The sequence below is a fragment of the Chlorogloeopsis sp. ULAP02 genome (assembly GCF_038404745.2).
Lineage (GTDB): Bacteria > Cyanobacteriota > Cyanobacteriia > Cyanobacteriales > Nostocaceae > Chlorogloeopsis.
The window spans coordinates 158,217-182,803 of record NZ_JAYKTT020000030.1; the positions used below are offsets into that span (position 1 = coordinate 158,217).

Annotated in this window: 23 protein-coding genes and 1 pseudogene; 10 read left to right on the forward strand and 14 right to left on the reverse strand. The window is 41.4% G+C overall.

Annotated elements, in window-relative coordinates; translation table 11 throughout:
• Window positions 1–33 precede the first annotated feature (33 nt).
• The 4 genes from U2718_RS13860 to U2718_RS13875 form a co-directional block, all read right to left on the reverse strand.
• A complete protein-coding gene (locus U2718_RS13860) occupies window positions 34–729 on the reverse strand; it encodes a ribonuclease HII (RefSeq protein ID WP_342000481.1) in 696 nt (231 codons plus the stop codon).
• A 6-nt stretch (window positions 730–735) separates the two neighbouring features.
• Window positions 736–2,784, reverse strand: coding sequence for an Rne/Rng family ribonuclease (locus tag U2718_RS13865; RefSeq protein WP_342000483.1), 2,049 nt, complete (start codon window positions 2,782–2,784; stop codon window positions 736–738).
• Between the two features lie 562 nt (window positions 2,785–3,346).
• Window positions 3,347–6,061, reverse strand: a complete 2,715-nt coding sequence (locus U2718_RS13870) for a TIGR03960 family B12-binding radical SAM protein (RefSeq protein WP_342000485.1) — start codon at window positions 6,059–6,061, stop codon at window positions 3,347–3,349.
• Between the two features lie 165 nt (window positions 6,062–6,226).
• The gene (locus U2718_RS13875; RefSeq protein ID WP_342000487.1) at window positions 6,227–6,547 is read right to left on the reverse strand and encodes an STAS domain-containing protein; all 321 of its coding nucleotides are present in this window, start codon (window positions 6,545–6,547) and stop codon (window positions 6,227–6,229) included.
• A gap of 432 nt (window positions 6,548–6,979) precedes the next feature.
• Here U2718_RS13875 and U2718_RS13880 point away from each other — a divergent pair, with 432 nt between their 5' ends.
• Window positions 6,980–7,174: a hypothetical protein gene (locus U2718_RS13880; protein WP_342000489.1), complete on the forward strand. Its 195-nt coding sequence runs from the start codon at window positions 6,980–6,982 to the stop codon at window positions 7,172–7,174.
• Window positions 7,175–7,402: 228 nt separating this feature from the next.
• Here the strand turns inward: U2718_RS13880 and U2718_RS13885 are convergent, their stop codons facing one another.
• Window positions 7,403–7,762 carry a hypothetical protein gene (locus U2718_RS13885; protein WP_342000491.1) on the reverse strand — a complete coding sequence of 120 codons (360 nt, stop codon included), beginning with the start codon at window positions 7,760–7,762 and terminating at the stop codon, window positions 7,403–7,405.
• A gap of 301 nt (window positions 7,763–8,063) precedes the next feature.
• Here U2718_RS13885 and clpS point away from each other — a divergent pair, with 301 nt between their 5' ends.
• Complete coding sequence (gene clpS, locus U2718_RS13890; RefSeq protein ID WP_289789234.1) at window positions 8,064–8,345, forward strand: ATP-dependent Clp protease adapter ClpS; 282 nt, start codon at window positions 8,064–8,066, stop codon at window positions 8,343–8,345.
• A gap of 72 nt (window positions 8,346–8,417) precedes the next feature.
• Window positions 8,418–9,245 carry a type II CAAX endopeptidase family protein gene (locus tag U2718_RS13895; RefSeq protein ID WP_342000494.1) on the forward strand — a complete coding sequence of 276 codons (828 nt, stop codon included), beginning with the start codon at window positions 8,418–8,420 and terminating at the stop codon, window positions 9,243–9,245.
• 149 nt (window positions 9,246–9,394) lie between these two features.
• On the opposite strand, the gene U2718_RS13900 is transcribed toward U2718_RS13895, so the two are convergent.
• The 3 genes from U2718_RS13900 to U2718_RS13910 form a co-directional block, all read right to left on the reverse strand.
• Complete coding sequence (locus U2718_RS13900) at window positions 9,395–10,027, reverse strand: pentapeptide repeat-containing protein (protein WP_342000496.1); 633 nt, start codon at window positions 10,025–10,027, stop codon at window positions 9,395–9,397.
• A 138-nt stretch (window positions 10,028–10,165) separates the two neighbouring features.
• On the reverse strand, window positions 10,166–11,569 hold the full coding sequence (locus U2718_RS13905) for a DICT sensory domain-containing protein (protein ID WP_342000547.1): 1,404 nt from the start codon (window positions 11,567–11,569) through the stop codon (window positions 10,166–10,168).
• A 253-nt stretch (window positions 11,570–11,822) separates the two neighbouring features.
• Complete coding sequence (locus U2718_RS13910; RefSeq protein ID WP_342000497.1) at window positions 11,823–13,415, reverse strand: photosystem II high light acclimation radical SAM protein; 1,593 nt, start codon at window positions 13,413–13,415, stop codon at window positions 11,823–11,825.
• A gap of 570 nt (window positions 13,416–13,985) precedes the next feature.
• Between U2718_RS13910 and U2718_RS13915 the strand changes: the two genes are divergently transcribed.
• From U2718_RS13915 to U2718_RS13935, 5 genes and pseudogenes are all read left to right on the forward strand, one after another.
• Window positions 13,986–14,381, forward strand: a complete 396-nt coding sequence (locus U2718_RS13915) for a DUF1830 domain-containing protein (protein WP_342000499.1) — start codon at window positions 13,986–13,988, stop codon at window positions 14,379–14,381.
• A 183-nt stretch (window positions 14,382–14,564) separates the two neighbouring features.
• On the forward strand, window positions 14,565–15,002 hold the full coding sequence (locus U2718_RS13920; RefSeq protein WP_342000501.1) for a DUF4079 domain-containing protein: 438 nt from the start codon (window positions 14,565–14,567) through the stop codon (window positions 15,000–15,002).
• Window positions 15,003–15,263: 261 nt separating this feature from the next.
• Window positions 15,264–15,518, forward strand: a pseudogene (locus U2718_RS13925) (type II toxin-antitoxin system PemK/MazF family toxin); the annotation flags it as partial.
• A gap of 142 nt (window positions 15,519–15,660) precedes the next feature.
• Window positions 15,661–16,221, forward strand: coding sequence for a hypothetical protein (locus tag U2718_RS13930; RefSeq protein WP_342000503.1), 561 nt, complete (start codon window positions 15,661–15,663; stop codon window positions 16,219–16,221).
• A gap of 128 nt (window positions 16,222–16,349) precedes the next feature.
• The gene (locus U2718_RS13935; RefSeq protein ID WP_342000505.1) at window positions 16,350–17,120 is read left to right on the forward strand and encodes an ATP-binding cassette domain-containing protein; all 771 of its coding nucleotides are present in this window, start codon (window positions 16,350–16,352) and stop codon (window positions 17,118–17,120) included.
• Between the two features lie 203 nt (window positions 17,121–17,323).
• Here the strand turns inward: U2718_RS13935 and U2718_RS13940 are convergent, their stop codons facing one another.
• Entirely contained in the window at window positions 17,324–18,097 is a 774-nt protein-coding gene (locus U2718_RS13940) for a response regulator transcription factor (RefSeq protein ID WP_342000507.1), read from the reverse strand.
• 555 nt (window positions 18,098–18,652) lie between these two features.
• Here U2718_RS13940 and U2718_RS13945 point away from each other — a divergent pair.
• On the forward strand, window positions 18,653–18,904 hold the full coding sequence (locus tag U2718_RS13945) for a DUF6761 family protein (RefSeq protein WP_289789244.1): 252 nt from the start codon (window positions 18,653–18,655) through the stop codon (window positions 18,902–18,904).
• Window positions 18,905–19,252: 348 nt separating this feature from the next.
• On the opposite strand, the gene grxD is transcribed toward U2718_RS13945, so the two are convergent.
• From grxD to U2718_RS13960, 3 genes are all read right to left on the reverse strand, one after another.
• Window positions 19,253–19,576 carry a Grx4 family monothiol glutaredoxin gene (gene grxD / locus U2718_RS13950; RefSeq protein ID WP_016872484.1) on the reverse strand — a complete coding sequence of 108 codons (324 nt, stop codon included), beginning with the start codon at window positions 19,574–19,576 and terminating at the stop codon, window positions 19,253–19,255.
• A 73-nt stretch (window positions 19,577–19,649) separates the two neighbouring features.
• Window positions 19,650–19,901: a BolA family protein gene (locus tag U2718_RS13955; protein WP_276745226.1), complete on the reverse strand. Its 252-nt coding sequence runs from the start codon at window positions 19,899–19,901 to the stop codon at window positions 19,650–19,652.
• 227 nt (window positions 19,902–20,128) lie between these two features.
• Complete coding sequence (locus tag U2718_RS13960; RefSeq protein ID WP_342000512.1) at window positions 20,129–20,734, reverse strand: hypothetical protein; 606 nt, start codon at window positions 20,732–20,734, stop codon at window positions 20,129–20,131.
• Window positions 20,735–20,907: 173 nt separating this feature from the next.
• Here U2718_RS13960 and U2718_RS13965 point away from each other — a divergent pair, with 173 nt between their 5' ends.
• Window positions 20,908–23,010 carry a S8 family serine peptidase gene (locus U2718_RS13965; RefSeq protein ID WP_342000514.1) on the forward strand — a complete coding sequence of 701 codons (2,103 nt, stop codon included), beginning with the start codon at window positions 20,908–20,910 and terminating at the stop codon, window positions 23,008–23,010.
• Window positions 23,011–23,196: 186 nt separating this feature from the next.
• Here the strand turns inward: U2718_RS13965 and U2718_RS13970 are convergent, their stop codons facing one another.
• Together U2718_RS13970 and tadA are read right to left on the reverse strand one after the other, a co-directional pair.
• Complete coding sequence (locus U2718_RS13970) at window positions 23,197–23,961, reverse strand: 1-acyl-sn-glycerol-3-phosphate acyltransferase (protein WP_342000549.1); 765 nt, start codon at window positions 23,959–23,961, stop codon at window positions 23,197–23,199.
• 123 nt (window positions 23,962–24,084) lie between these two features.
• Window positions 24,085–24,570: a tRNA adenosine(34) deaminase TadA gene (tadA, locus tag U2718_RS13975; RefSeq protein ID WP_342000516.1), complete on the reverse strand. Its 486-nt coding sequence runs from the start codon at window positions 24,568–24,570 to the stop codon at window positions 24,085–24,087.
• Between the last annotated feature and the right edge of the window lie 17 nt (window positions 24,571–24,587).

A 24,587-nucleotide genomic window follows, 5' to 3' on the forward strand; every position in this document is an offset into this window, starting at 1 on the left:
TCTTAATAAAAGCATACTTGGATGAATTTAATATTATTTCGGAATGCTTGACTCAGGATTAACAATATTAATTTGGCAAGGGCGAAAGGACTGGCGATGTAGGGGTGAAGGCCCATATTTTTGCAGTGCTAGTAGATGCTTTTTACTTCCATAACCCTTGTTGCGTTCTAAGTCGTACATAGGATATTTAGAAGCAAAGCGTATTACTAGTTCATCTCGCCAGACTTTAGCCAAAATACTCGCGGCAGCAATACACAGCGATCGCTCATCACCTTTCACTATTGTTTGCTGCGGCAGTGCTAAATCTTGAATCAATTGATTGCCATCTATTAAGCAAAGTGCAGGTTGTACTTTCAGCTTCAGAACAGCTCGTTTCATCGCTAAAAGTGTTGCCTGTAAAATATTGATTCGGTCAATTTCGGCCACAGAGGCAAAGCCAATTCTCCAATCTATTGCCATAGCTCGGATTTGTTGAGCTAGCTTGTGCCTGCGAGAACTAGACAACTTTTTACTGTCTTTTATTTCCGCTGCCACCAGTACCGATAAAGCGCTCTTTGGCAAAATCACAGCTGCTGCTACTACAGGGCCGAACAAACATCCTCTTCCAACTTCATCCACACCTGCTATCAATCCAGCAATGTCAGAAAAGTTGGAAAATTCTAGCCAAATTGCTTCTTTGAAGGATTCTGGTAAATCCCCAAAAGCAATAGATGGCTCTGTTGACGCCATATAAATTTAAGTTTCTGAGGTGGACGTGTCTACCTCGGCAGCACGCGAACGACGACGACGACGACGATTATCTGTGCTATTTGCTTCAGTTTCATCTGCCATCACAGCAACCGTTGATGCCTCTGTTACAGTTTGAGGCAATGGTTCTGCTTCTTCTGAGGTATCTACTGTCTTGGTTACTGTTGTAGTAGTTACCTCTGGAGTTGGTTCGGTGGAAGTAACAGCTTGCCCAGGTAATGTGACATTAATGATCACGGACTTGGGATTTTTCACTTCCCGGTTTAACTTCACCAAAGGAGAAACTCCCATCAAAGCATAAACATCCTGTTCCGGTGGTGTCATTTCTACAGACACAATTTCTGGTGGTTCTACTACCGGCTTAACTAGTTCGACTCTAGAAACTTTTGCACGCTCGCTTCTCTCACCCCAAGTTGACTTACTAAGATTGGCTGGAGATATGTCTGAAACTTCTACAATTTCCCCTTCCGCATCAATATCCATGTCTGACTCGTTCACTAAAGCCAGTTGGTTGCCATGAATGCGTGGTTCGTCTTTGCCGTTACCTCCGTTCAATCCCAGGCGACGACGACGACGTCTTTTAGCATCTCCAATCTCTTGATAGCTGGGATGATTAACTAAATTAATCGCAGTCAAGTCGCTGTCATGCTCGTATCCCTCCGTTGAAAATCCATCGTAAGTTTCCCGTGGTTCGATTTGTCGGGTAGATGGCAAACGTGGTTCTTTGATGGGCAGAGGTGTGGGTGGAAAGCGTTCTGGTAATTCTACTGGTGGAGTTGGTGCAAGCGATCGCCCTTCAGTTTCTCCAGGCAGATGGACAATATGCCCTAAGCCACCACAGGTAGGACAAGTTTCGCTAAACAATTCGTAAATATTTTGGCCTTGACGCTTACGGGTTAGCTCTACCAAACCTAATTCGGTTAATTGGGCAATTTGAGGACGAGCTTTGTCTGCTTTCAAAGCTTTATTGAAATGTTCGAGAACGTGCAGTTGATCGCGCCGCGATTCCATATCAATGAAATCAACAACTATGACGCCAGCAATATTTCGCAAACGCAATTGGCGGGCAATTTCTGTTGCTGCTTCGCAGTTTGTCCACAACACTGTTTCTCTCGCTGTTGCTGATCGCGTAAACGAACCAGAGTTGACATCTATGACTGTTAATGCTTCGGTAGGCTGAATGATGATGTAGCCACCAGAGGGTAAATCTACTCTGGGCTTGAGCGCTTCTTTAATCGCAGCATTGATCCGGAAGTATTCTAGAATTGCTGTGCGATCGCGGTGATGATCGATTAACAACCCTTGCGGTACCTGTCCACCACTCCAGTTTTGCAAATACAACTTTACCCGCTTTAAGCCGGTACTGGAATCTACAACAATTCGGTTCACATCCGCGCCGTACATATCTCGCAGTACACGCTGGATAAAATCATCATCTCGATTTAGCAGTGCTGGCGCACGAGTTGATTGCGCTTCCTGCTGAATGAGTTCCCATTGTTTTTGTAGGGATTCTAAATCTTCAATGATTGCTTCTTCTGGCTTACCTTCAGCTTCGGTGCGCACCAACAAACCCATTCCGGCTGGTTTGATCAAAATTGCCAATGCTCGCAGGCGATTGCGTTCATTTTCATTTTTGATCCGACGGGATAAATTTACACCCCGTCCATAGGGCATCAATACTACGTAACGTCCGGGTAAAGTAATATTACCAGTGAGCCTTGGCCCTTTTGTACCTGTCGGCTCTTTCATTACCTGCACCAAGACTTTTTGCTGTGGTGCTAGCAATTCTGTAATTGCTGCTGCTGTACGTCTTAGTCGCAAAGGCCCTAAGTCAGTAACATGAATAAAACCGTTACGCTCTGGATCACCAATATTTACAAAAGCTGCGTCTATACCAGGTAATACATTTTCTACTACTCCTAAATAGATATCACCAATTTGGTGATGTCCCGTAGCAACAACAAGTTCTTGTATTTGATCTTCAGAAAAGACTGCAGCTATTTGATGCTGCTCCGCGATAATAATTTGTTTTGGCATTCAATTTCCTCAAAAATCGGCAGCACAAAAAGACTTGGGGGATGATTGTTCCTGTTACCCCTGCAAGCCCAAAAAGGCGCTGCTGGTAATAAAAATTGCGAACCTAAGCCCAAACTTAAAGAGCTATTAAGACCGTAATTGCGTGTACACGCCCGATTATTCCACAACGGCTGCATATTATTTAAGCAATTTAATCACCCGTCCGTGGTGAATTTCTGATACAACGCCTTCATCCTCTAGGAATTGGGCATTCAGCATTGTTTTAAAAATCATAAAGTTTAGAGAAGCCGACGGAGCCTGTTATTAGTTACTGATTCACAAGGTAGTTTAGCTATCAAGAGAGAGTGTTCTTGAATTTGCCTTTGCTGGTCTGGGATGAAATCCTAGATCTTACTCTCTAAATCTTTGCTTTCAAACCCTGATTACCAGGGTTGTGAATCAGATAACTCAATGCAGCGCCAGAAAAATTCTCTTCATCTCATTCTAACGCAACCTTGTCAAAAATCAATTCCTATTATGTAGAACCAGAGGGTAATTAACGTAGCAAATTACCCCCAGGGTATTAATTCCGCAAAACAAGACGATTGCGGTGAATATGTAGCAGTTGGAATTCTAAACCTGCTACCTGCTCTAGCATAAACAGAATTTGTTCAGGACGCAATAGTATGCCGTCATGACGACAACTTCCCAGATAACGCAATATTGCTACTGACTCTAAGGAATTGGAAGTGGTTTGCATCAATTCGAGTTCAAATAGACGATCGCGCAGATTTATAAGTTGGGTTTTGCCTGACTTTGTTGTTTGTTCTGACCAAATCTCGTTTTTCTGCTCAATTGTATCAATCCAGTCTTGCCATTGTGAGGATGTTGCTGGTGTTTGAGGAGCTACAGTGAGCAAATATTCGGCAGCGTCTAACACTTGGGTGGCAGCAGGAGCTTTTAAATCTAACTGTGCCACCTCATAAATAGGAATATCATTGGGTAGTGCTTGTGCTAATGTTTGTCGGAAAGTATTAACATCAAGAGATTGAGTTAGCTCAAAATCAACTATTTCGCCACTACTGGTAGCTCCTAACGGCAAAGCCCAAGCTACAGAAATGCGGGGTGTGGGGTGATATCCGCCAGTAAAAGCAATAGGCAATCCAACCCGTCGAATCGCACGGTCAAATAGACGCATTAAATCGAGGTGGCTAAGTAAGGCCATATCACCCAGTTTGCCAAACCATACTCGTAGTCTCTGAGCCTTTGTAGTATTCGGTACGAAATGTCCAGTAAATTCCGGTATGGGAAGTGGTGGAATCACAATATTGTGACCAAAGTCAGTACTACAAACACCACAGTGAGAACAACCATCAAAAGAGCAGTCTGGTACAGTAGCAGCTTCGAGAGCACGTTTTAAGTCTTCTTTGAGCCATTTTTTATCGATACCAGTGTCTAGATGATCCCAAGGAAGAGGTTTGTCGAGGGAGTATTGAGTGGGTGATGGGGTTTCATTAGACGCGGAGATGATGAGATGCTCTGACGCGGAGAAATTATTAAAAATATTCCCCACCTCTCCGTGTCCCCACCTCTCCGTGTCCCCACCTCCCCGTGTCTCCCCATCCTCTTTCTGGAACAAATTCCACTCGCCGTTTTCAACTTGGCGGTATTTCCAAGTTAATCCTGCTTCAGCGATCGCATTTCCCCAAGCATTGTATGCTTTTTCAATGTTGTCAAACCAAGAATCCATGCCTGCTCCAAGCTCCCAGGCACGACGTAAGACTTGAGCAAGAGTGCGATCGCCTCTACCGATAAAATCTTCCATTGCCGAGATGCGAACATCGGTGAAATTTACTTTCACTCCCTTAAGGCGGCGAAATTCTTGCCGTAGTAATTGCTGCTTGCGTTTAAACTCGGCGGTGGAAACCGAGTGCCATTGAAAGGGTGTATGGGGTTTGGGTGTAAAGTTGGAAATTGTCAAGTTAAATGATAGAGATTTCCTACCTTTTGAGCGACACTCGCGTTGTAGCCAGCTCACAGTTTCTACAATTCCCAGTACATCGGCATCTGTTTCACCAGGTAAGCCGATCATGAAATATAACTTTATTTTATCCCAACCTTGTTGCCAAGCTGTTTTGACACCCCGCAGTAATTCTTCGTTTGTCAAGCCTTTATTAACTATGTCTCGCATTCGCTGGGTACCAGCTTCAGGAGCGAAAGTTAAACCACCTTGGCGGATACCACCAAGGATATTGGCGATATTCTCGTCAAATCTGTCTACGCGTTGACTGGGTAGAGACAGAGTAATGTTTTCATTTTTTAGGCGATTTTTAATTTCTACCCCAACTGCCGGCAGGGATAAATAGTCAGAACAACTCAGGGATAACAAAGAAAACTCATTGTATCCGGTTTCTCGCATTCCTTGTTCAATTGCTGCCACCACTTGTTCTGGTTCTACATCACGCGCTGGGCGTGTTAACATTCCTGGTTGGCAGAAGCGGCAGCCACGAGTGCATCCACGCCGAATTTCAATTGTCAGGCGATCATGTACTGTTTGAACGTGGGGAACTAGCCCAATCGAGTAGGCTGGCATTGGGGTAGCAACTCGGCGGAGAATACGTTTGGGTACATTTGGACAGTTGGGATGTACCGAACCGTCTGCCGCCATGTCGTAAAACTGAGGGACATATACACCTGGTACTTGGCCTAAGTCCAACAATAGCTCCTGACGGCTTAATCCGGCTTGTTTACCTTCTTCTAAAACTAAACCAATTTCCGCTAAGAGTTCTTCGCCATCACCCAAGGCAAAAAAGTCGAAGAAATCGGCGTAGGGTTCAGGATTGGATGTCGCTGTTTGTCCTCCTGCAAAAATTAGAGGATAATTTCCCACCATTCGTTCTCGCCACGTCAGGGGAATACCAGCTAAATCCAGCATTTCTAGGATGTTGGTGGCACCAAGCTCATAGCTGAGGCTAAAGCCTAAAATATCAAATTCTATGAGCGATCGCTTTGATTCTACGGCAAATAATGGTGTTTTAGTTGCTCGTAGTTTTGCTGCTAGGTCTTGTCCTGGTAGATAAGCGCGATCACATAACTGGCGCGGTTGGGCATTCAAAATATTATAGAGAATGATATGCCCCAAGTTAGAAGCACCTACTTCGTATACTTCTGGGTAAGTTAACACCCAGCGGATTACTGCTGTATGCCACGGCTTGTGTACTGCCAAAAGCTCGTTACCCAAGTAACGAGCTGGCTTGAGTATGTCTGATGTAATTAATTTTTCTACTGCAACAGCCACTGTGCTATTCTTCTAGCGATTTTAAATTACTGCTATTCACCTCCAACCTTAGCATTTATTATGGCTTGCGAGAGCGCTGATTGCTTTGTGCTAAAGTCTTTGAAGCGAACAAACTTAACATTTAGCCTCTAAGCAATCTTTTGCTACTCTCACAAAGTAAGCGGCTTATAAAGCCGCTTGACTTTCCAATATTTCAAATACTCTATCAAGCTGAGTAAGTTCAAAAATAATTTTAATGGATGGGGAAACAGAGCAAAGACTGAAGCGTTGCCCTAAATTTTGAGCTAGTTTGAGTGTCGACACTAATGCCATTAAGCCTGCACTATCTAGTGACTCTACTTGTTCTAAATCAACTAGCAAGAAACTATTGTCATTTTGTGTCAATGCTGCTGTTAGATTTCGCTCAAATTCCAAAGCGTTAGCAGCGTTTAAACTTCCTTGGGGACGAATAACTGTTATTTTTGGATTTTTAAGTACTGCTTGCATCGTGACATCCTATGAAAATTTCTAGATTGTGAAGATAGATGTATTTGAACATAAACTCTTTATTCCCACATCGACCATTCGTATTAAGTCTCTTAGTCGAATCTTTATTCCTTTGAGGTCTCTGTTTAAAGATTGTCACAATTACTCAAAAAACTGTAGTCAAATATACTTTTTATTAAAAATTTGGCTCAATAATAGTTTGCTATGCCTATGATTCCTACATAAGTTATTACTCAAACTTGTGCATAACGACAGGAAAGTGAGATTAAATCTCTTGACTTTGGTTTTTAGTATTGGTAAAAGTCTTAAGCATTTATGACTAAAATCACCTACTAACTGTGATTTAGATCACCCAAAACTAAGTGTGTAATCACAATTTATACTGAGGTACAGCTGAGATAATAACTATACAATTTAATTGGTTTATTACTTATGAAAACAAAGTACGTTATTCGTCAATTAGTAGAAAAAGCCCTTTTTATCAAAAAACTAACTCCTGAAATAGAAAATGAAATTAACTCAGAACTAACGGCAATGGGTTACATTTCTGATGTTGATTATGAAGCTCTAGAATTATTGATGGCAGAAATGGATGCTGGTAGAATTCAGTTGATCCCTAGTATTTGACGGTAGTTTGCTGGTGATGTTTTTCCTAAGGTTGTAAGTAAATTGCAACAGCAATTACCTGGATTTAATTGAAAAATAGGCAATATAGCTTCTACAAAAATGACACGGCAGCATGAGCGTCTTATAGATACAACTGCTGATATTTTTTTGAGAACACTGATGTATAAAACAATTTAGTGCATCAAGGATAGCGGCGGAATAACTGATCAAAGGATGAAAGATGAAGTATTATGTTGAGCCATTATCCTTTTTGTATGCGTGCCAAACTTGATAAATAAATTGATTGAGTTGTTGTTTAGTAATTGTGTCTATTCCGGGTTTGGCTTCTTTAGCTAAAACTTCACTCAATATAGAAATTATTTCTGTATCTAAGGCTGGCTGAAACAAACTTAAAGGCCAAAGTAGATCTGATGCTGCTCGCAGATCGGTTGTTAAGGGGGGTTCCCAAGAGTAAACTACTAGTAGCAAAGGACGTACCCAGCACGATTGACGAGAAAGCACAACTTGAATTACTTCTGCATAGAGCCTGCGATCGCCATGCTCTAGATAAACTATTTGTCCTGGTTGAAAGTCTGAGACAATCTCCATAATCAATCGTAGGGCTGTCTTTAGTGGTAAACACTGTTAGTTGCTACTTTTTTATTTTAAAAGCTAAATATAATCAACTTGTAGTGACAATAGATTGACTGACGCTCAAAGGTAGCAAAACGAAAATATAAGTACACCATAGCCAAGCGATCATATAGTTGGAGCGATTCAACTAGCAATTGTAGTCATTGTCCTACTCCAATATTCAATCTTGGTGCTATACAATAAGTTAAGCAACTATACAAATAACCTCTGAACAAAAACTTTTGTTGTAGTAAATAACACAAGAGAGCAAAGAGCCGTGTCACTAGAAACCCTAGAGAAGCGTTCAACATCCCGTAAATTAGCGCCTCAGTATCGCGTTTTGCTCCATAACGATGACTACAACTCTATGGAGTATGTGGTGCAGGTTTTATTGACTACAGTGCCAAGCCTTACTCAACCTCAGGCTGTCAGTATTATGATGGAAGCTCATACTAATGGCATCGCTTTAGTCATTACCTGCGCTCAAGAACACGCGGAATTTTATTGTGAAACCTTGAAAAATCATGGTTTGACTAGCACTATCGAACCAGAAGAATAAATATTGCTTGCTAGTTAGTAAATTGCTATTTGCTAATGGTATGACTACGATTAGCGAGTAGTTGATTATTGCATGAAAACAAACCTTGCCTCTGTAGCCCAATATTCTTTCCCCATCCGACTGGGTATCTTTATTTTGACATTGGTGCTGTTGTGGTTGCCCATAGCAGCGCCTATATATTTACTGGCAAAAGATCCTAATTTAGTTACTATCTTCACAATGGTGCCATTAGCCATTGAATTTTTGATTTTGCTTCCCTTTTGGGGTAAATATGTCCATCAACAACCACAGATATTCCAGCACTATGGGTTAGAGGTAACACGCAAGAATGGAGTAGAACTGCTCAGAGGATTAGCAATTGGATTAATTAGCATTTTGATTTTATTTGTTTTAGAAGGATTGCTGGGTTGGTTAGTGTGGCAACAAAGTAGTTCTTTTCTATTGAGATTTGTTTTAGAAGGGATAGTTACTGCTTTGGGTACAGCTTTTGCCGAAGAGTTATTTTTCCGAGGCTGGATGTATGATGAACTGCAACGTGATTATAGTTCCTCGGTGGTACTGTGGGCAACTGCGACGATTTTCGCTGTCGCTCACTTTATTAAACCCCTCTCAGAAGTAATTCCCACATCACCTCAATTTCTTGGGTTATTACTTTTGGGGTTAGTACTGGTATGGGCAAAGCGCCGTCGTCGGGGAAGATTGGGCTTACCAATTGGTATACATGCAGGGTTAATTTGGGGCTGGTATATTATCAACGTCGGGCAGTTAGTGAAATATTCTGGGCGAGTTCCCGATTGGGTAACGGGTATGAATAATAATCCTTTAGCTGGGGTGATGGGGTTGGTATTTTTGGGAGTTTTGGTATTGTGGATGCGGGGGAAAGGCGAGCGATCGCTTTAAGATTCTCTAGCTTTTATTGAAAACCCCAAAAGAAGTGGCAGCAGAAGAATTATTAAAAGTAATCAGACGATTCAGAATTAAAAAGAACTATATACAAGGGAGTGAGTCCTGATAAACTTACTCCTAATTACTTCCTAAACCCTAATACTTTATTTCTCTGCTAGTGTGCCAATTAAGCACGCTTTTTCTAAATTTACTCCATTTAAATTCGCACCTTCTAACTCTGCACAGAGTAAATTAGCACCCGTCAAATTCGCCCCTGCCAAATTAGCTCCCCGCAGATCAACTTCTTCTAAATTAGCTTCGCTCAACAAAGCACCTTGTAAATCTGCGCGACTCAAGTCTGCGCCTTTGAGATTTGCTCCAGCCAAGTTTGCACCACGTAAATCAGCACCTCGAAAGTCAACACCTTGCAAATTGACATTCATCAAATTCGCACCACTCAAGAAAGCACCAGTCAGTGATACTTGACTCAAGATTGCTCCCATGAAGTTAGCGCCGCGCAAGTTACTACCTCGCAAGTCAGCACCTGTTAAATCTGCTTGCATTAGGTTTGCTCCCATCAAATTAGCCCGTAAGTCGGTGGCTTGAAGATTTGCCCCCATCAAATTTGCGCCTTCTAAATGCCCTCCTTCAAGTTTGGAACCAGCAAAGTTGGTACCAACAAGAGTAGCACCTGCAAGATTGATGCGGTTTAAATCAAGATTTGATAAATCCTCGTCTTCTAAATCTGTACCTGGTAAGTGTTTGAGATTTCCTGATTTAATAGCTTCTATATTCATAAAAACTGATAAAAATCCTCTTTACATTCTTTGTATAACTTGGGTTCGTTAAAAATTTATTTAACCATGTAGATGTCCATAGAACAGCTTCCCTTAGAGTAAGCACAAAGAACGCAAATAAGATAAATACAAGAATAATTATCTTATACGCAAGTTTTGATTCATATCTAAATTAGTCTTGCTTTCAGTATCTAATCTATGATCGAGCAACCACATCCCAGTGCTAACTTTAGGGGTGATTTGAGGCAATTCCAGCCCCTGCTGAAAACCCATCACTAACAACGTCAGGGTATCTACAAGCTTAGGATCAAAGCGATGCGATTGCTGTTTTATGCATTCTTCTAAAGCTTGAGAAAATATTTCTTGTTGGCTTAATTGAGAATTTTTTTTCTGATTGACTCGCCACTGAAAATCAGCAGCTAATGATAAAATTCTTGATTCGAGAGGAATTTCATCTCCAGCTAATCCTGCTGGTTCGCCAGTACCATCCCACCATTCGTTTTGGTGAGTGATAATTTGCGCTACCGCCCGCAATCTTGGCATTGTTCGCAGTACTTGCGCTCCTGATATTAAAGGGCAAGTCAAAGGACAACTGGGTGCATCTTCACGGTAGTGAGTAGATGTTGTGGGAGTTAGTATAATTTCTGCCCTTTGTAATGGATCTATACGGTGTAACAAGCTGGCAAGGCGCAATCTTTTAATTCGCCATGCAGGAAGATCTAAAAGCTGCCCTATCGTTTCTGAGAGTACCACAACTTCTGCTGCTGCCATTGGATTTGCAATATCAGCGGCATCAATTATTTGTGCCATCCTTAAAAATGCTTGGATTTCGTTGGAAATTAAGTTACGATCCAAGGCTTGATGACGTGCTGTTGTGGGGACAGATATATTCAACTGCCCAGATTGGAGGTAATCTACTACACGAGAAACTACTGTACCTAAGAATTCTGGTGTAGCAAGATTTGGCTGGATAGCTTTTTGAGTAGTGGTAAGTTGTGCTGCCAGTTGGGGATTGTAGCGCCGGATGTGAGCGATCGCCAATTGGGCTGTCTCTTGAACTAGCTCTGGCTCAAATGTCCACAAGCCATAAAATTTCCGTTCTAAATCCGATGCAGGTATTCCAGAAGCCCCATAATCAGCTTCTGATAATTCTTGACAAATTACCATAGCTGTGTATTGAGGTGACAGAATAATTAAGTGCCATTCCTGTGCAACTGGATCGGCAGGATCTAGTGCAATTAAGTTGACATTGGGTAGCTGGCTGGTAGAGTGCTCTGCCCAAACACTATCAGGTGATGCCATGATAGCTATTTGGCGGGATTTTTTAGCAATATCTGCATATCTTTCTGCTTCTTGGAGATACCATTTCCCTTGTTGAAAGGCAGTTATCATTAAGGGAGATGTGACATCTTGCAATATTTGGTCTTCTAGAGCATGACACAGAGCGACCAGAGTATTTTTGTAGTATACACCGAATCGAATTGGTCTTTTGGTATTGCGATGGGCAAGTTCCAGCTGTTGGAGTAGAGAGCCTTGTAACATGGGTTTGGTTAAACGAACCACAAAGGATGCAAAGTACGCAAAGAGAAGAAAGAATTTTAAATTTTTGCTTATGACTCTTTAGTTTACTGTTTGAGTGATTAATTACGCTATTTAATCAATACGCCTTCAGCTAATCAGTGAGAAGTGAGTGCTAAAGTTTGTAGTCATAATTCACATAGCAAAGGATGGGCGATCGCGCGGTTAATTCATGGCATAAATCATCCCAATGACGCGATCGCTTTGTGTGCATCCATTAAGAAATAGTTGCTAACTGCTTGTGTTGAACCTCAATCGGTGCCGATAGCGCTGCTTCTAAATCGGCACTACCCAGCCTTTCTTCTAGGATGTTCATGACTTCACGTCCGAAGTCATTAGGATTTTGTTGCCAAGCTTGCAAGCATACCTCTCCAAAGAAGGAACCAAGAGGTTCTGGGTTCCACAGCATTTTTTGGACAGTCCAGGGTGTAATATTCATTGGATCGTACCCTGGTTTGAGAATACCTTCTTTGAGTGCGTATTCTTCTAAATGGGTGTGGGGTTGCAGCCCGATAAAGAAGATGGCAGGTTCAACTTTATCGGCACCAAAAATACGTTCGAGTTCACGGTGGTAGGCAATTGTTTGGCGAATAGTTTCTGGGCGCTCGTCAATGACGTTAAAGGAGTAGTTGACAGAAACTAAGTCATTAAAACCAGCTGCTTTTAAATCCCGACAGTTTTGCAAGACAGTGCGGAGATTGTATCCCATCCGCATTTTCCTCACTAGTTCTTGCGAACCGCTGGTAATACCGATTTCAAAATAGTTCATGCCGGTTTTCACCATCAACTCACACAATTGGGGCGTGAGGTTATCTGCCCGAATGTATGCTGCCCAGTGAATATCTTTCATTCCAGAATCGACGATTTTTTGTAAGAGTTCAACGGCATCATCGATAAATCTCCGAGCTGGAATAAATTGGGCATCGGTAAACCAGAAATTGCGAACACCGCGATCATATAGTTGTCGCATTTCCGCAACGACTTCATCGGCTGGGTTAATACGCACCTGTTTACCTTCTACTACAGTGTAAACGCAATAGCAGCAATTATGGGGACAACCACGTTTGGTTTGTACGCCAATATAAAAGTCTCCATCTTGGAGGTAATACTTGAACTCCGGCCAGATAGTTTCGATATAGTCGTAGTTACAGGCAGTTTTTTCTAATGGTGCAGGTTGTTCGTGAATGAGGCGATCACGTGGTTTATCTTCTCCAACGACATAACACCTTTCATCTCGAAATTCTTGCCCACTAAGTAGTTTTGTCAGCAGGGTTTCTCCTTCACCAACAGAAACAATTGTGCCTTTAGGTAAGCTTTTACTCAACTGTTCGTAAAAAACGCTAACAGCACCACCACCAACAATAATCCGAGCAGCAGAGTGATAGCGTTTAGCACGTTTGATACCGCGCTTCAATAAACCCAGATTCCGCCACAATTCACCGTAGTATACGGACGCAATTCGCAGCAAGCCAATAGCGCCCCTTAGCTTAAGAAATGGATTGCGGGAGTAGAAAAATTCAAAGGTATACTGCAATGGATTTCCACCACGCCCCCCGACTGGAGCATAGATTTGGATATCCCGCCAAGAAAACACTAGTAGTGTCGGCTTAAATTCATCAATACAGCGATCCAGAGCTTGAGCATAGTCCAAGGGTGGGACTGTTCCTAAATCAAATATACGCTGTTCAATATGAGGAAAAAGTTTGTGAACGTGATCGCTAAGATAGACAACCCCAATAGGAAAGATAGGGTTACACGGAAGGCGAACATAGAGAATTCGATTTTCCATTAAGGATGCTTTAGCTTCCATCTTGCCGTTACTTAGGGGAAATCTGGTTTAAAAATTTAGTTTTGATGTTGTGCTCTATCACAATCGTACTTGACATTCAAAACGATTATGGAACTAACTACTTTATGCTGTAGATGACAGTAAAAATGGCTAAATTTGCTCTGCACTGTAAATGCATAGCATTAATCAGATTTTATGAAACTTAGTAGGCTTATACTTTTACCATAACATTGACCTTATTCCTAAAGGGATCGTCATTATCAATTAGGCCATGAGATGGAAGAACAAAAAATAGATCCCCAAAATCGGACAACAGCTATTAGGATGGCAATGTTCTCTGACTTCTACTTACTTGCAAGCAATTGTTAGTATTGGCGCTGATCTGCAAGTCTGAACAAACTTTTTTCTCTCTAATGTATAATTGCAGAAAAGGCATAAATTTTTACAAAAATTTCATAACTTGACCCTATCTAAAGATAGAAATAATCTAGAAAATTTCAGTTGGTAGTCGGGGTTACAGCAGGTGGGGATCAGCCGGTGCTAGCTTGGCTTATGTAAGATAAAATTGTGGCGTAAAGCTCCTCAGCAGTTATGGCTCAAATATTAGATCCCTTACCACCGGAGCAATCGAGAAAGATTCTCTGCTGCTACGTTAATGCCACGAGTAAAATCCAGGTGGCTCGCATCTCAAATATCCCTAACTGGTACTTTGAAAGGGTTGTCTTTCCCGGACAAAGACTAGTGTTTGAAGCACCAGGCGAAGCTCAACTTGAGATTCATACAGGCATGATGGCAAGTGCAATTTTGTCGGATAAAATTCCGTGCGATCGCCTTGCTGTTAATGAAATTAGCAGTTACGAATTAGAAACAGACTCTGAAAAACTAGAAGACCCTATCAATAAAAAATCGATTGTACACTCAATTAAGACAAAAACTGGAGATACAACAAAACCCTTAACAACTGTTGGTTTTGCATCCATTGATTAGAAAAAAAATTGCTGAATTTTAGGGTTGCATCAGATAGCAACCCTTTTTTATTTAGTACAAAGTTTAGTACAAATTTGAGTTTAGTTACGATACTGAAAAATCCCCACACAGCCAGAGGTATTATTTCTCTACACAGAAATAAACTTAAGCCTAAGATATAAGCGTATATTTAGGTTAGTTATCTTGAATCTACCCTCATTTTTGTGGTTGTGGAGAATAGCAGCGTGGTCGATGGGTTTATCGCTACTAGCCTATGTGCTACTAGCGATAATGGGTATATGGATGTTTCGTGCTAGAAATTTACAACAAGCTGAACCTCACTGGCTGCGCTCCCTCCACTACATCATCGGCATTTGCATGGTTAGTTTAGTGCTGCTTCTGCTACTTATTGGTATTATCGGTACTTATGGTCACTTTGGCTCCTTGGGACACTCGCCACACCTTTGGGCTGGATTGATCAGTGTGGTGTTAGTTTTGCTGTCTGCTAGCAGTGCGATGCAAATTCGTGTCAGAAAACCTTGGGCAAGGCGCATTCATATCGGTGCTAATATTGCCCTATTCTTTGCCTTTGCTTGGGTTTCGCTCACTGGTTGGATTGTGGTACAAAAGTATTTGCCTTAATAGTCAAAAGCAATTAGTTATTGGTAAATGAGAAAAAGAGCGATCACATATTAATTACTCTATTATTTACAGTCATATCCTGGTTTCCTCTGTTGTTTATTAAACAGCTATATAGAGTGGAAAATATACTACTCCGTAAACACAAAGTGCGATCGTCTAATTTTTGAAATACTTTTCTATTGCTTTTGTCCTGCCTAGTAAATGCTCACACTACCGAGCATTTTAAGTTATGCTTAAATTGATGCTTTTATTTACATCAGTACTACTTATCAAACTAGTAAGCGAGTTTATCCCACTCAGGTGTTAATTCAAGCCCCAGACGGTGGATTAACCAACGACTCTATCGCTATAGCAGATCAGGTACGAGTATTATCCAAATCTCGCTTTTTGCATATACGTGGAATACTTAGTGATGAAGCAATAATTTTATTAAATCAAGCTTTGTTGATTGCGTTGGATTTACCAGGTCAAATGTTAAACAAAAAATGCAAGGAGCGATCGCATTTACAACCTTAGATTTTTGGTTATGAAATGACAAGGTTTACAAAGTGTAATCGCCTAAATTTTTAACTATCCTTGCCGGAAGTCCCCGGTGATGAAGCGCTCTTTGCTTAATCCTAGCTAATATATAGTTAAAGTTAAGAATTGTGATGGAGCCGTGACAGCTAACTTAGTTAATTCCTCACCTGCAATTTTTCGCCTATCTGCTTTAATTCGGATAACACTTTTAAGTTTATATGTAGCACTAACAGTACCTTTACCTTTTTTAGCTCAGGTAACAAATGCACCTGTACCACCAATACTATTGTGGTTAGGAATCAGTATTGGCTTAGTTGCCTTGTATGCGGCATTAACAGAACGTGTGATTGTAGATGATCAAGGAATTCAAGTAGCGTATCCTAACTGGGTACCACGTTTTTTTCGTAAAGGTTGGTTGTTAACTTGGGCAGAGGTAAAACAGTTAAAACCCCGCACTACCGGGCAAGGGGGACTAGTTTACTATTTCCTTGCTCAAGATGGGAAAGCTTATTTACTGCCGATGCGCGTGGCAGGTTTTTCTCGCTTGGTAAAGCTGGTGCAAGAAAAAACAGGCATTGATACAACTGATGTCTACCCTTTAGCCCAACCGTGGATGTATTTAATTTTATTAATATTTACGCTCTTGCTGTTGCTGGTAGATGGTTGGACAATTTCCACTGCCTTAACGCAAATTCATTAAAGCTCAAGTCTAGCAATAGATGAAGCAACGGATGTTGTAATAGATTTAACGGGCAATTCTAAAAATTACCCATCCGTTGCTAAATTTTATAAAGACTGGGTTAGTAATTATTTAAGTAAAGGTTGAACTTGGAGATTTTTCCTAAAGCCAAACTACGGCTAGAAACAGTTAATCTATCTGCGAGTTTGCCGAGTAACCAACAAGGTTACCCAATATTACAAGATATTTCTTTTGAGGTGTTTGAGGGCGATCGCATTGCTATTGTTGGGCCTTCAGGGGCTGGAAAAACTCACTTATTACGTCTGCTTAACCGTCTGAGTGAACCAACCAGTGGCAAAATATATGTAGACAATCAGGAGTACCATCAAATTCCTGTTTTGCAACTGCGCTCTCAAGTTACATTAGTACCCCAAGAGTCAAAGCTATTAGGAATGACAGTCAAAGAAGCTTTGGCTTATCCCCTGGTTTTGCGCGGCTTACCCAAACAGATAATCCAACAAAGAGTGAGCAACTGGACAGAACAGCTACACATCCCCGATGATTGGCTAGGAAGAACAGAAGTGCAACTGAGTGCCGGGCAACGCCAGCTAGTAGCGATCGCTCGTGCTTTAACTATTCAACCGCAAATTTTATTATTAGATGAGCCAACTTCTGCCTTAGATGCAGGTACAACTTCCCATTTAATGCACATTCTCACTCAACTGGCTCAAAGTAGTCATAAAACTACTATTTTGATGGTAAATCATCAACTAGATATAGCTCAGATGTTTTGTACACGGTTGTTACACCTAGTGCAAGGACGTTTGTTATCAAATCAGAGCGCTTCGAGTGTGGATTGGAATAAATTACGAGAAAGTTTAATACAAGCAGAAGCAGAAGCTAATGAAGAATGGGGATAGATGGCAGATAGTGGATAGTGGTTAGTGGAAAACTGGCAATCAACTACTACCTACTAACTACTGTATGGGAGGCAGCGCGCCCTTGCGGGTTCCCCGCGTTGTAGCGACTGCCGTGCGGGTTTAAAAGATAAATCCTCGGTTTTAAGCGAAAGATAATCAGTAAAACCCGCCCCCACTCACTACTACCTACTAACTACTAACCCTTATCTTTGAGTACTAACTGTTGAATGATGATTACTGAATCTCTCTGCTGTTAATTTTGTTTGTGAGTGTACCATATTAGTGTTATTATTTAAAATTTCCATGTTGAAACGATATCCCACGTTACGAATAGTTTGAATTAAACTGGGTTGTCGCGGATCTAGTTCAACTTTCTTCCGCAACGATAAAACGTGAGTATCTATAGTGCGAGGATTGTCGATAGCATCAGGCCAAGCACGGCGTAGCAATTCCGATCTACTCAAAGGCACTCCTCCAGCTTGTGCTAGAACATACAGCAAACTGAATTCTTGGGGGGTTAAATCAATAAACTCCCCTTGAAAACGGACGCGACGCTGCACTAAATCAATTTGCAACGTCCCATAATCTAAATAAGCTGGAGCCGCAGGTGTGCGCTTGCGACGAATGAGTGCCTCTACTCGTGCTAGAAACTCCTGCATCCCAAAAGGTTTACAGAGATAGTCATCTGCCCCCGCCTTCAAGCCAGCAACAATATCAGCTTCAGTACTTCGGGCAGATAGCATTAAGATTAATGGCTGTTGCTGACGATGTAACCAACGGCAAAACTCAATGCCATCCCCATCAGGCAAGTCAGCATCTAAGATGACTAGTGTTGGTTGATGGCTTAAAAAAACTTCCCTTGCCTGATAAATACTTGCAGCTTGATGCACCCGATAGTCCAGTTGTTGCAAGTGCCAGCCAAGCAACGACCTCAGATGGGGATTTCCCTCAACGATTTCAATACAAACCGAACCCACGGTGGCAAGACCCCTTAGCGTGCATGACTTTCAAAGTAACAAAGCCTCTATCTTAGGTTTTGTAACCCTTGTTACTTCAACAGCTATTGACTTTTAATTTACTCATACTACATCTGACTAAATATTCACTCAAAAGCCTTGCCCCAAGCCAAGTTAGTCATTTTATTAAATTTTTGTTATTATTGTTAAAAGTTTTTTAGTTAAGTATGTTGTTTACAAACTATTTACCAAAGAAAAGCTAGTGTATCAGTTTTCTATAAGCAAGAATTAGTCTCACCTACATTCTTGTCGGAAACAGAAGCTGCTAAAACTAATCCTTAAGCAAATCGATAAATTTTGAGGTGCTGCTTGTAGATTTTTAATATAACGATCGCTTACTAATCCATCAACTTTCTTGTTTTCTAGCTTAGGATTGATTTAGACCACAACTTATAAGGTGTATCTCCCATAGCAGATGATAGAGGTTTGAAATTTATATCAAACTGAAAGTGATACTTCACTTTTAAGCGTGAATAATTTACAATTCTCATTCCAAAGAGATTTTTATAGCAGAATATGCTCCAAGACACACAAACCATCCGCTATTACCAAAGATTAACCGACGCCTTCGTCGAGTTGTGGAATCGCGGTTATCGCACTGATGATATGCGGATGTATTTGGATGGTTATCTAGCCGCGCTGCGACACAGTAATGCCATTGAACCTTATTTGATCCATCGTCTAGAGGAGGAAGCTACCCGCTATTTATATGATGTGTCAAATTTTACAATGACGCAACCTGAACCTGAACCAGATTACTATAAGTGACTTTTTATATTTAGTCATCTATAGTTACTACTGATTGACGCAGGCTATTATAGCATGATTATTGTCTGAGTCAACCACAGTAATGGTGTGAGATTTGGAGATTTTTTGGAATCAATCCCCTGTTGGCGTTCAAGGCTTACGCCTGAGGGGATTTTTTGTAGGGTAGTAAAAAAGGCAGAGGGCAGATGGCAGAGGGCAAAAGGTAGTCGCCATGAATAAAATTTACACCAAGTTATGAAAAAGGGTTCTTTCTCATACACCCTCCGAGTTTGTAATTTAGGTATCTATGAAAAAGGTGCGTAACGCGATCGCATCACCCACCCAATAAATTTGATATTTCTTTACGATTTATGAAGCTAAAGCCACTTCTACCATTTGCTGCAATTCGCCTTTTTGGTAAAGTTCAATCATGATATCTGAACCACCAATGAATTGACCGTTGATATAAACTTGAGGAATTGTCGGCCAGTTAGAGTATTCTTTAATTCCCTGACGAATTTCGTAGTCATCTAGAATATTAACGGTTTCAAAGGGAACTCCTAATGTGTTTAAAATTTGAACAACATTGTTGGAGAAGCCGCACATAGGCATCAACTTAGTTCCCTTCATGAAAACTAAAATCTTGTTTTCTTTTACTAAGTTGTCAATTCGCTCTTTGAGTTCTGGTGTCATAGTCTTTTGGGATTTTCTGTTACTTATAGGTCGTTAGTCATTCATCCATAGTACCTAGTCGAAAAATTTTTGACTATTGACTGCTTTGCCAAGCTTCAGGAGTATAGGTTTTTAGTGCCAAGGCATGGATTGCTTCAGTAGACATCGCTTGTTGTAGCGCACCATAAACCAACTGGTGTTGCTGCACTAATCCTTTACCTGCAAACTGCGATGAAACTACTGTGACTTGATAGTGATCGCCACCACCAGTCAAGTCTTGCACCTGAATCTGGGCGTCTGGCAGTTCCGCCTTGATCATTGTCTCAATCTGCTGCGGACTAATCATCGCAATTCCTATAAAACTTCTCTTCTATTATTAGCAATTATTTACTCTATTACTTGCCAACATGAGATTTAGCAAGTTTAGGCAGAATCGCGCTTTCTAGCTATTATTTTTGAAAGTGCGTTAGCTTTGACATTTACAAACCCATCCTACCATTAGATATCCAAAAGCCCGCCTACCTACTGGCGGCGGTCTATAAAAGAAACTGATGCCAGGTATAGTTATTGTAATTATTTCTGAGATGAGGAAGAGGAGCTGTTTGCTCCTCTAGGGAAAGGAGCATCAACAAACCCCAGTTCTAATAATTGCTGGTAAGCTTTCTTACCTAAATCGCGGGTTGGATTTTGACTTTTAACAATTTGAATTAGTAACGGCACTGCTAATTCTGGTTTATTTTGTGCTCTGTGTACAAGGGCTAATTGATAGGTAGCTTCGTCTCGCATTTGAGCTGTTTCTAGTGCCTTTTTACGCTGGGCGTCGGCAACTCTGTTATCAATACCAGAAAAACTAGAGTTGAGATCTTGATAGAAATTTGATAGCTGATTAAAAACTAATCGTGCTTCTTGAAGTTTCTTCGCAGCAGCATCATAGTTTTGGGAATTAACAGCTTGGCTTGCCTCTGACATCAAACGCTTACCTCCATCAAGGCTCAAAATACTGTTATTTTGTACTGCTGGACGGAGATTATTAGGGTTATTGGGATCAATAGGTTGTGGTTGATTGGGAGTATTTGTTAGCGTTGGTTGTTGAGCATGAACAGGTAGTAGCAGGCTAAGGGCTGCTATGACTGATAAAAAACTGAAGCGAATTATGGGGACAGTTACTGCCGACTTCATGGGATAAATTTATGCAACAACTAAACAAAAAATTATTAGGAACTTCGGGTATCTTAACTCTGTTTTGGGCTTTGACCAAAAAAAGTCATCTCTTGAAGTTTCTCCGATCTAGACTGCAAATGAATCAAATCATGTTCCCATTGCCTCTTTAACCGTATTTTAAATGAGTAGCCATGAACGATCGCCTAAATTCCTCTGATGTTTCTTCTGTTGGAGTATCCACAGCTAGTCTGGGGTTGATTTTACAACGCGGTGGCGAAGAATTGATATTAGAAAAGGTGAGCGATCGCTTTACCATTCGTCCTGTTGATAACATTTCACCCAAACAATTATCTCAAGCAAATTGGGGTAGTTGGTGTCGCAGTATTCCCAAGGCAGAACTAGCATTATTCGTCGTTGCACCCACACAACTAGATAGAGCAATGGCTGGAGCGCGCGCTTCCCACAATGTGGCATTTGCCAGTCATGTTTACCAAATCAAAGATAATCCTCTAGCGAAAGTTTATTTAACTGACCAAATTACAATTCAATTTGCTTCCTGGGTAGACGCTGCCACTATTAATGCCATTACCACAAAATTTGGCTTAGTCCAAGTTAAATCTGTCCCTACTGTTGCCAATACTTTTGTTTTTTTAGTTAGTGAACAAGCTACAGAAAATCCAATCAAAATTACCAATCATTTGATTTCATTGCCAGAGATTTTAGTTGCTGAACCGAATATCATTGTTCATCAACAACATCATTACCAACCGCGAGATCCTCTCTATCCGCAGCAATGGTATCTTAACCATAAAGGCGGTAATCAATTGGCTAATGGTTCTCATATTTCTGTAGAAAACGCTTGGGATATCACTCGCGGTGTTCGTTCGGTGGTAGTGGCAGTGGTAGACGATTCTTTTGATTTAAACCACTCAGATTTTCAAGGTAGTGGGAAGATTGTTGCTCCCAGAGATTTTAAAGAAAATGACTTCTTGCCCTTACCTGATGAGCAGGAAACTAGCCACGGTACAGCTTGTGCGGGAATAGCATTGGCAGAAGAAAATGGTACAGGAATTGTTGGAGTTGCTCCTGGTTGTGCTTTGATGCCCATTCGTACCACTGGCTTTTTAGATGATGAATCTATCGAAGCTATTTTCGATTGGGCAACTGAAAAAGGGGCTAGTATAATTTCTTGCAGTTGGGGAGCATCAGCAATTTACTTCCCATTGTCTTTGCGCCAACGTACTGCTATTACTCGTGCTGCCACAAAAGGACGTAATGGTAGGGGCTGTGTAATTTTATTTGCTGCGGGTAATGCCAATCGTCCAATTAATGGCAGCGTATACGAACAGGGATGGGAAAAAAATATTATTAAAGGTAATACTAAGTGGTTAAGTGGATTTACTGTACATCCAGATGTAATTACGGTGGCTGCTTCCACTAGTTTGAATAAAAAAGCTGCTTACAGTAATTGGGGAAGTAATATTTCAGTTTGTGCGCCTAGTAACAATGCTTCACCAGGGATGTGGTTTCAAGAAACAGGTTATATCTATACCCAGCCTGCGATCGCCACAGCAATTTCTGGACGAGGTATGTTCACTACCGATCAGGTAGGGGCTGCTGGTTACGATCCGAGCAACTTTACCGAGAACTTTGGCGGAACTTCCAGTGCTACCCCGGTAGTGGCAGGTGTAGCAGCACTGATTTTATCCGTGAATCCTGACTTGAGTGCTAAACAAGTGAAACGCATTCTCGAAGAAACCGCTGATAAAATTGTTGACCTGGATGCCGATGCTCAATTAGGCTTGCGTTATGGCAGTTACGATGAGAACGGCCATTCGCAATGGTTTGGTTATGGGAAAGTGAATGCTTTGCGGGCAGTACAAGCAGCGCAACAGCTACGAACAGTAATAATGAGTGCTACCTGGCAAATCGGAGGACAAAATCATAACCAGGTTTTAATTCCAGATAACGAGCCACAAGGAATTAAAAGCGCGATCGCTATTTCCGACTCCAGTTTGGTTAAAGATATTCAGGTAAGCGTCAATATTACTCACGATTTTTTAGGCGATCTGGAGATTTATTTGATTGCTCCTAACAATCGTCTTGTACTATTGCAAAATCGTACCTTAGGCCGCCGTAAGGAATTACAGGCTACTTACACACTTCAGTCGCACCCAATCCTCCAGCAGTTACTATCTTTAAGTGCTAATGGACGTTGGCAGTTGTGGATAGTTGACCACGTATCGCAAGATGTAGGCAAACTGAATAACTGGGAATTAGCTTTGGGAATTTAGGGGATAGGGGTTAGCAAGTAAAAATTAACTCCTACCTACTGTACGGGCGGGTTTAAAAGATAAATTGTCGGCTTTAACCCAAAGTTAATTAACAAAACCCGCACGGCAGTCGCTACAACCGGGGGAACCCCGACGCCAGGTGCTACAACGCGCTGCCTTCCCTACTAACCACTAACCACTAACAAATCAAGAATTAGGCATTTCAGCAAATGTATGAGTAGCGATCGCTGATTCATCATGGCTTAAGAGTTTAAGTGCCTTTTCTAAATCAGTAGTCAGGCGTTTGGCATCTTGTTTGCTATTACCACTTATGTAATCTGCTACCTGAATAGGTGAACCGATGTGAATGCTGACATTAGTACCCCAACGCGGATAAGGATCGCTGTAGTTGATACCGATAGGGACTATTTTCACTCCTAGATCTGGGTAGCCAGATTCGGCAGTCAAAGCCAGACGAGCAATTCCAGGCTTCAAAGGGTGTACTTTTCCATCTCGAAAAATGCCACCTTCTGGGAAAATCACTAGAGGTTCTTTTTGCTGAAGTATTTGCACACCATGACGTAAAGTGGTAACTGACGGGTGTTTAATATCTACAGGAAATCCTCCCATCCGGCGAACAAACCAACCTTGTAAACCTTGGCACTCAGTAACAGTCACCATATAACGCAAGTCTCGTCCTGTAATCCAACGTCCTGCTACGTAGGGTACAAGTATTGCATCCCAACGAGAACGATGAGTAGGAGCAAAGATTACAGACCCAGTGATAGGAATATTTTCTTTTCCGGTAATCTGAATTTGTCCAAAAAATGAAGGTAATAAATTATACCCTAAAAAATAAGCTAAAGGAGTTAACCAAGGAGAAACCCATGAGGTAGTAGAAGCCACCTTCGCATTTACTTGGGTGCTGGCTAATTTGTTCTGATAGGTATAGTCGGATGAGTGAAGTTCCATCATGACGGTGGCTACTGACTGTTGGGTAAACTTTTACAATGTGATCAAAGTATGGACTAAATACACCGTAGATTCTCTTCCCAGACTTGTGTCGCACCAACTGGACAGTTTTACCTCTGTCCGTTAGTCTGTGTGATGTCGCAAATTAGCAAACCAGCTTTGCAGTTGCTGACGACAAGCAGATTCTTGAACGCCTCCAATGACACGCAAACGGTGATTAGAAACTGCACTGTCGGGGATATTGGCAACAGTACGAATTGCGCCTGTTTTGGGGTCATCTAATCCATAAACCAAAAGTCCAATCCGGGCTTGGATAATCGCACCTGCACACATCGGACAAGGTTCGAGAGTAACGTAGAGAGTACATTGATTTAGACGCCAAGTTTTTAACTTACTAGCAGCTGCTCTAAGGGCAATTATCTCCGCATGAGCTGTTGGATCTTGGTCGCGTTCTTTTCTATTTTCGCCTTCTGCGATCGCCTCCCCCAAAGAATTAACAATTACAGCACCGACAGGAACTTCACCTGCATTACCAGCTTGTTCTGCTAAAGTTAGGGCATGGTGCATCCACTGGCAATGGATGAGATATTCTGTGTATTTGAGTGACATATTTTGAGGTCAATAAT

Excerpts from the sequence above, each read along its gene's own strand:
- U2718_RS13945 (WP_289789244.1), top strand. The coding sequence starts at position 18,653 with ATGCTCCAAGACACACAAACCATCCGCTATTACCAAAGATTAACCGAC.
- U2718_RS13900 (WP_342000496.1), bottom strand. The coding sequence starts at position 10,027 with ATGAATATAGAAGCTATTAAATCAGGAAATCTCAAACACTTACCAGGT.
- U2718_RS13955 (WP_276745226.1), bottom strand. The coding sequence starts at position 19,901 with ATGATTAGTCCGCAGCAGATTGAGACAATGATCAAGGCGGAACTGCCA.
- U2718_RS13865 (WP_342000483.1), bottom strand. The coding sequence starts at position 2,784 with ATGCCAAAACAAATTATTATCGCGGAGCAGCATCAAATAGCTGCAGTC.
- U2718_RS13965 (WP_342000514.1), top strand. The coding sequence starts at position 20,908 with ATGAACGATCGCCTAAATTCCTCTGATGTTTCTTCTGTTGGAGTATCC.
- U2718_RS13905 (WP_342000547.1), bottom strand. The coding sequence starts at position 11,569 with ATGTTACAAGGCTCTCTACTCCAACAGCTGGAACTTGCCCATCGCAAT.
- U2718_RS13880 (WP_342000489.1), top strand. The coding sequence starts at position 6,980 with ATGAAAACAAAGTACGTTATTCGTCAATTAGTAGAAAAAGCCCTTTTT.
- U2718_RS13875 (WP_342000487.1), bottom strand. The coding sequence starts at position 6,547 with ATGCAAGCAGTACTTAAAAATCCAAAAATAACAGTTATTCGTCCCCAA.
- U2718_RS13970 (WP_342000549.1), bottom strand. The coding sequence starts at position 23,961 with ATGGAACTTCACTCATCCGACTATACCTATCAGAACAAATTAGCCAGC.
- U2718_RS13860 (WP_342000481.1), bottom strand. The coding sequence starts at position 729 with ATGGCGTCAACAGAGCCATCTATTGCTTTTGGGGATTTACCAGAATCC.
- tadA (WP_342000516.1), bottom strand. The coding sequence starts at position 24,570 with ATGTCACTCAAATACACAGAATATCTCATCCATTGCCAGTGGATGCAC.
- U2718_RS13885 (WP_342000491.1), bottom strand. The coding sequence starts at position 7,762 with ATGGAGATTGTCTCAGACTTTCAACCAGGACAAATAGTTTATCTAGAG.
- U2718_RS13915 (WP_342000499.1), top strand. The coding sequence starts at position 13,986 with ATGGCTCAAATATTAGATCCCTTACCACCGGAGCAATCGAGAAAGATT.
- U2718_RS13910 (WP_342000497.1), bottom strand. The coding sequence starts at position 13,415 with ATGGAAGCTAAAGCATCCTTAATGGAAAATCGAATTCTCTATGTTCGC.
- U2718_RS13895 (WP_342000494.1), top strand. The coding sequence starts at position 8,418 with ATGAAAACAAACCTTGCCTCTGTAGCCCAATATTCTTTCCCCATCCGA.
- grxD (WP_016872484.1), bottom strand. The coding sequence starts at position 19,576 with ATGACACCAGAACTCAAAGAGCGAATTGACAACTTAGTAAAAGAAAAC.
- U2718_RS13960 (WP_342000512.1), bottom strand. The coding sequence starts at position 20,734 with ATGAAGTCGGCAGTAACTGTCCCCATAATTCGCTTCAGTTTTTTATCA.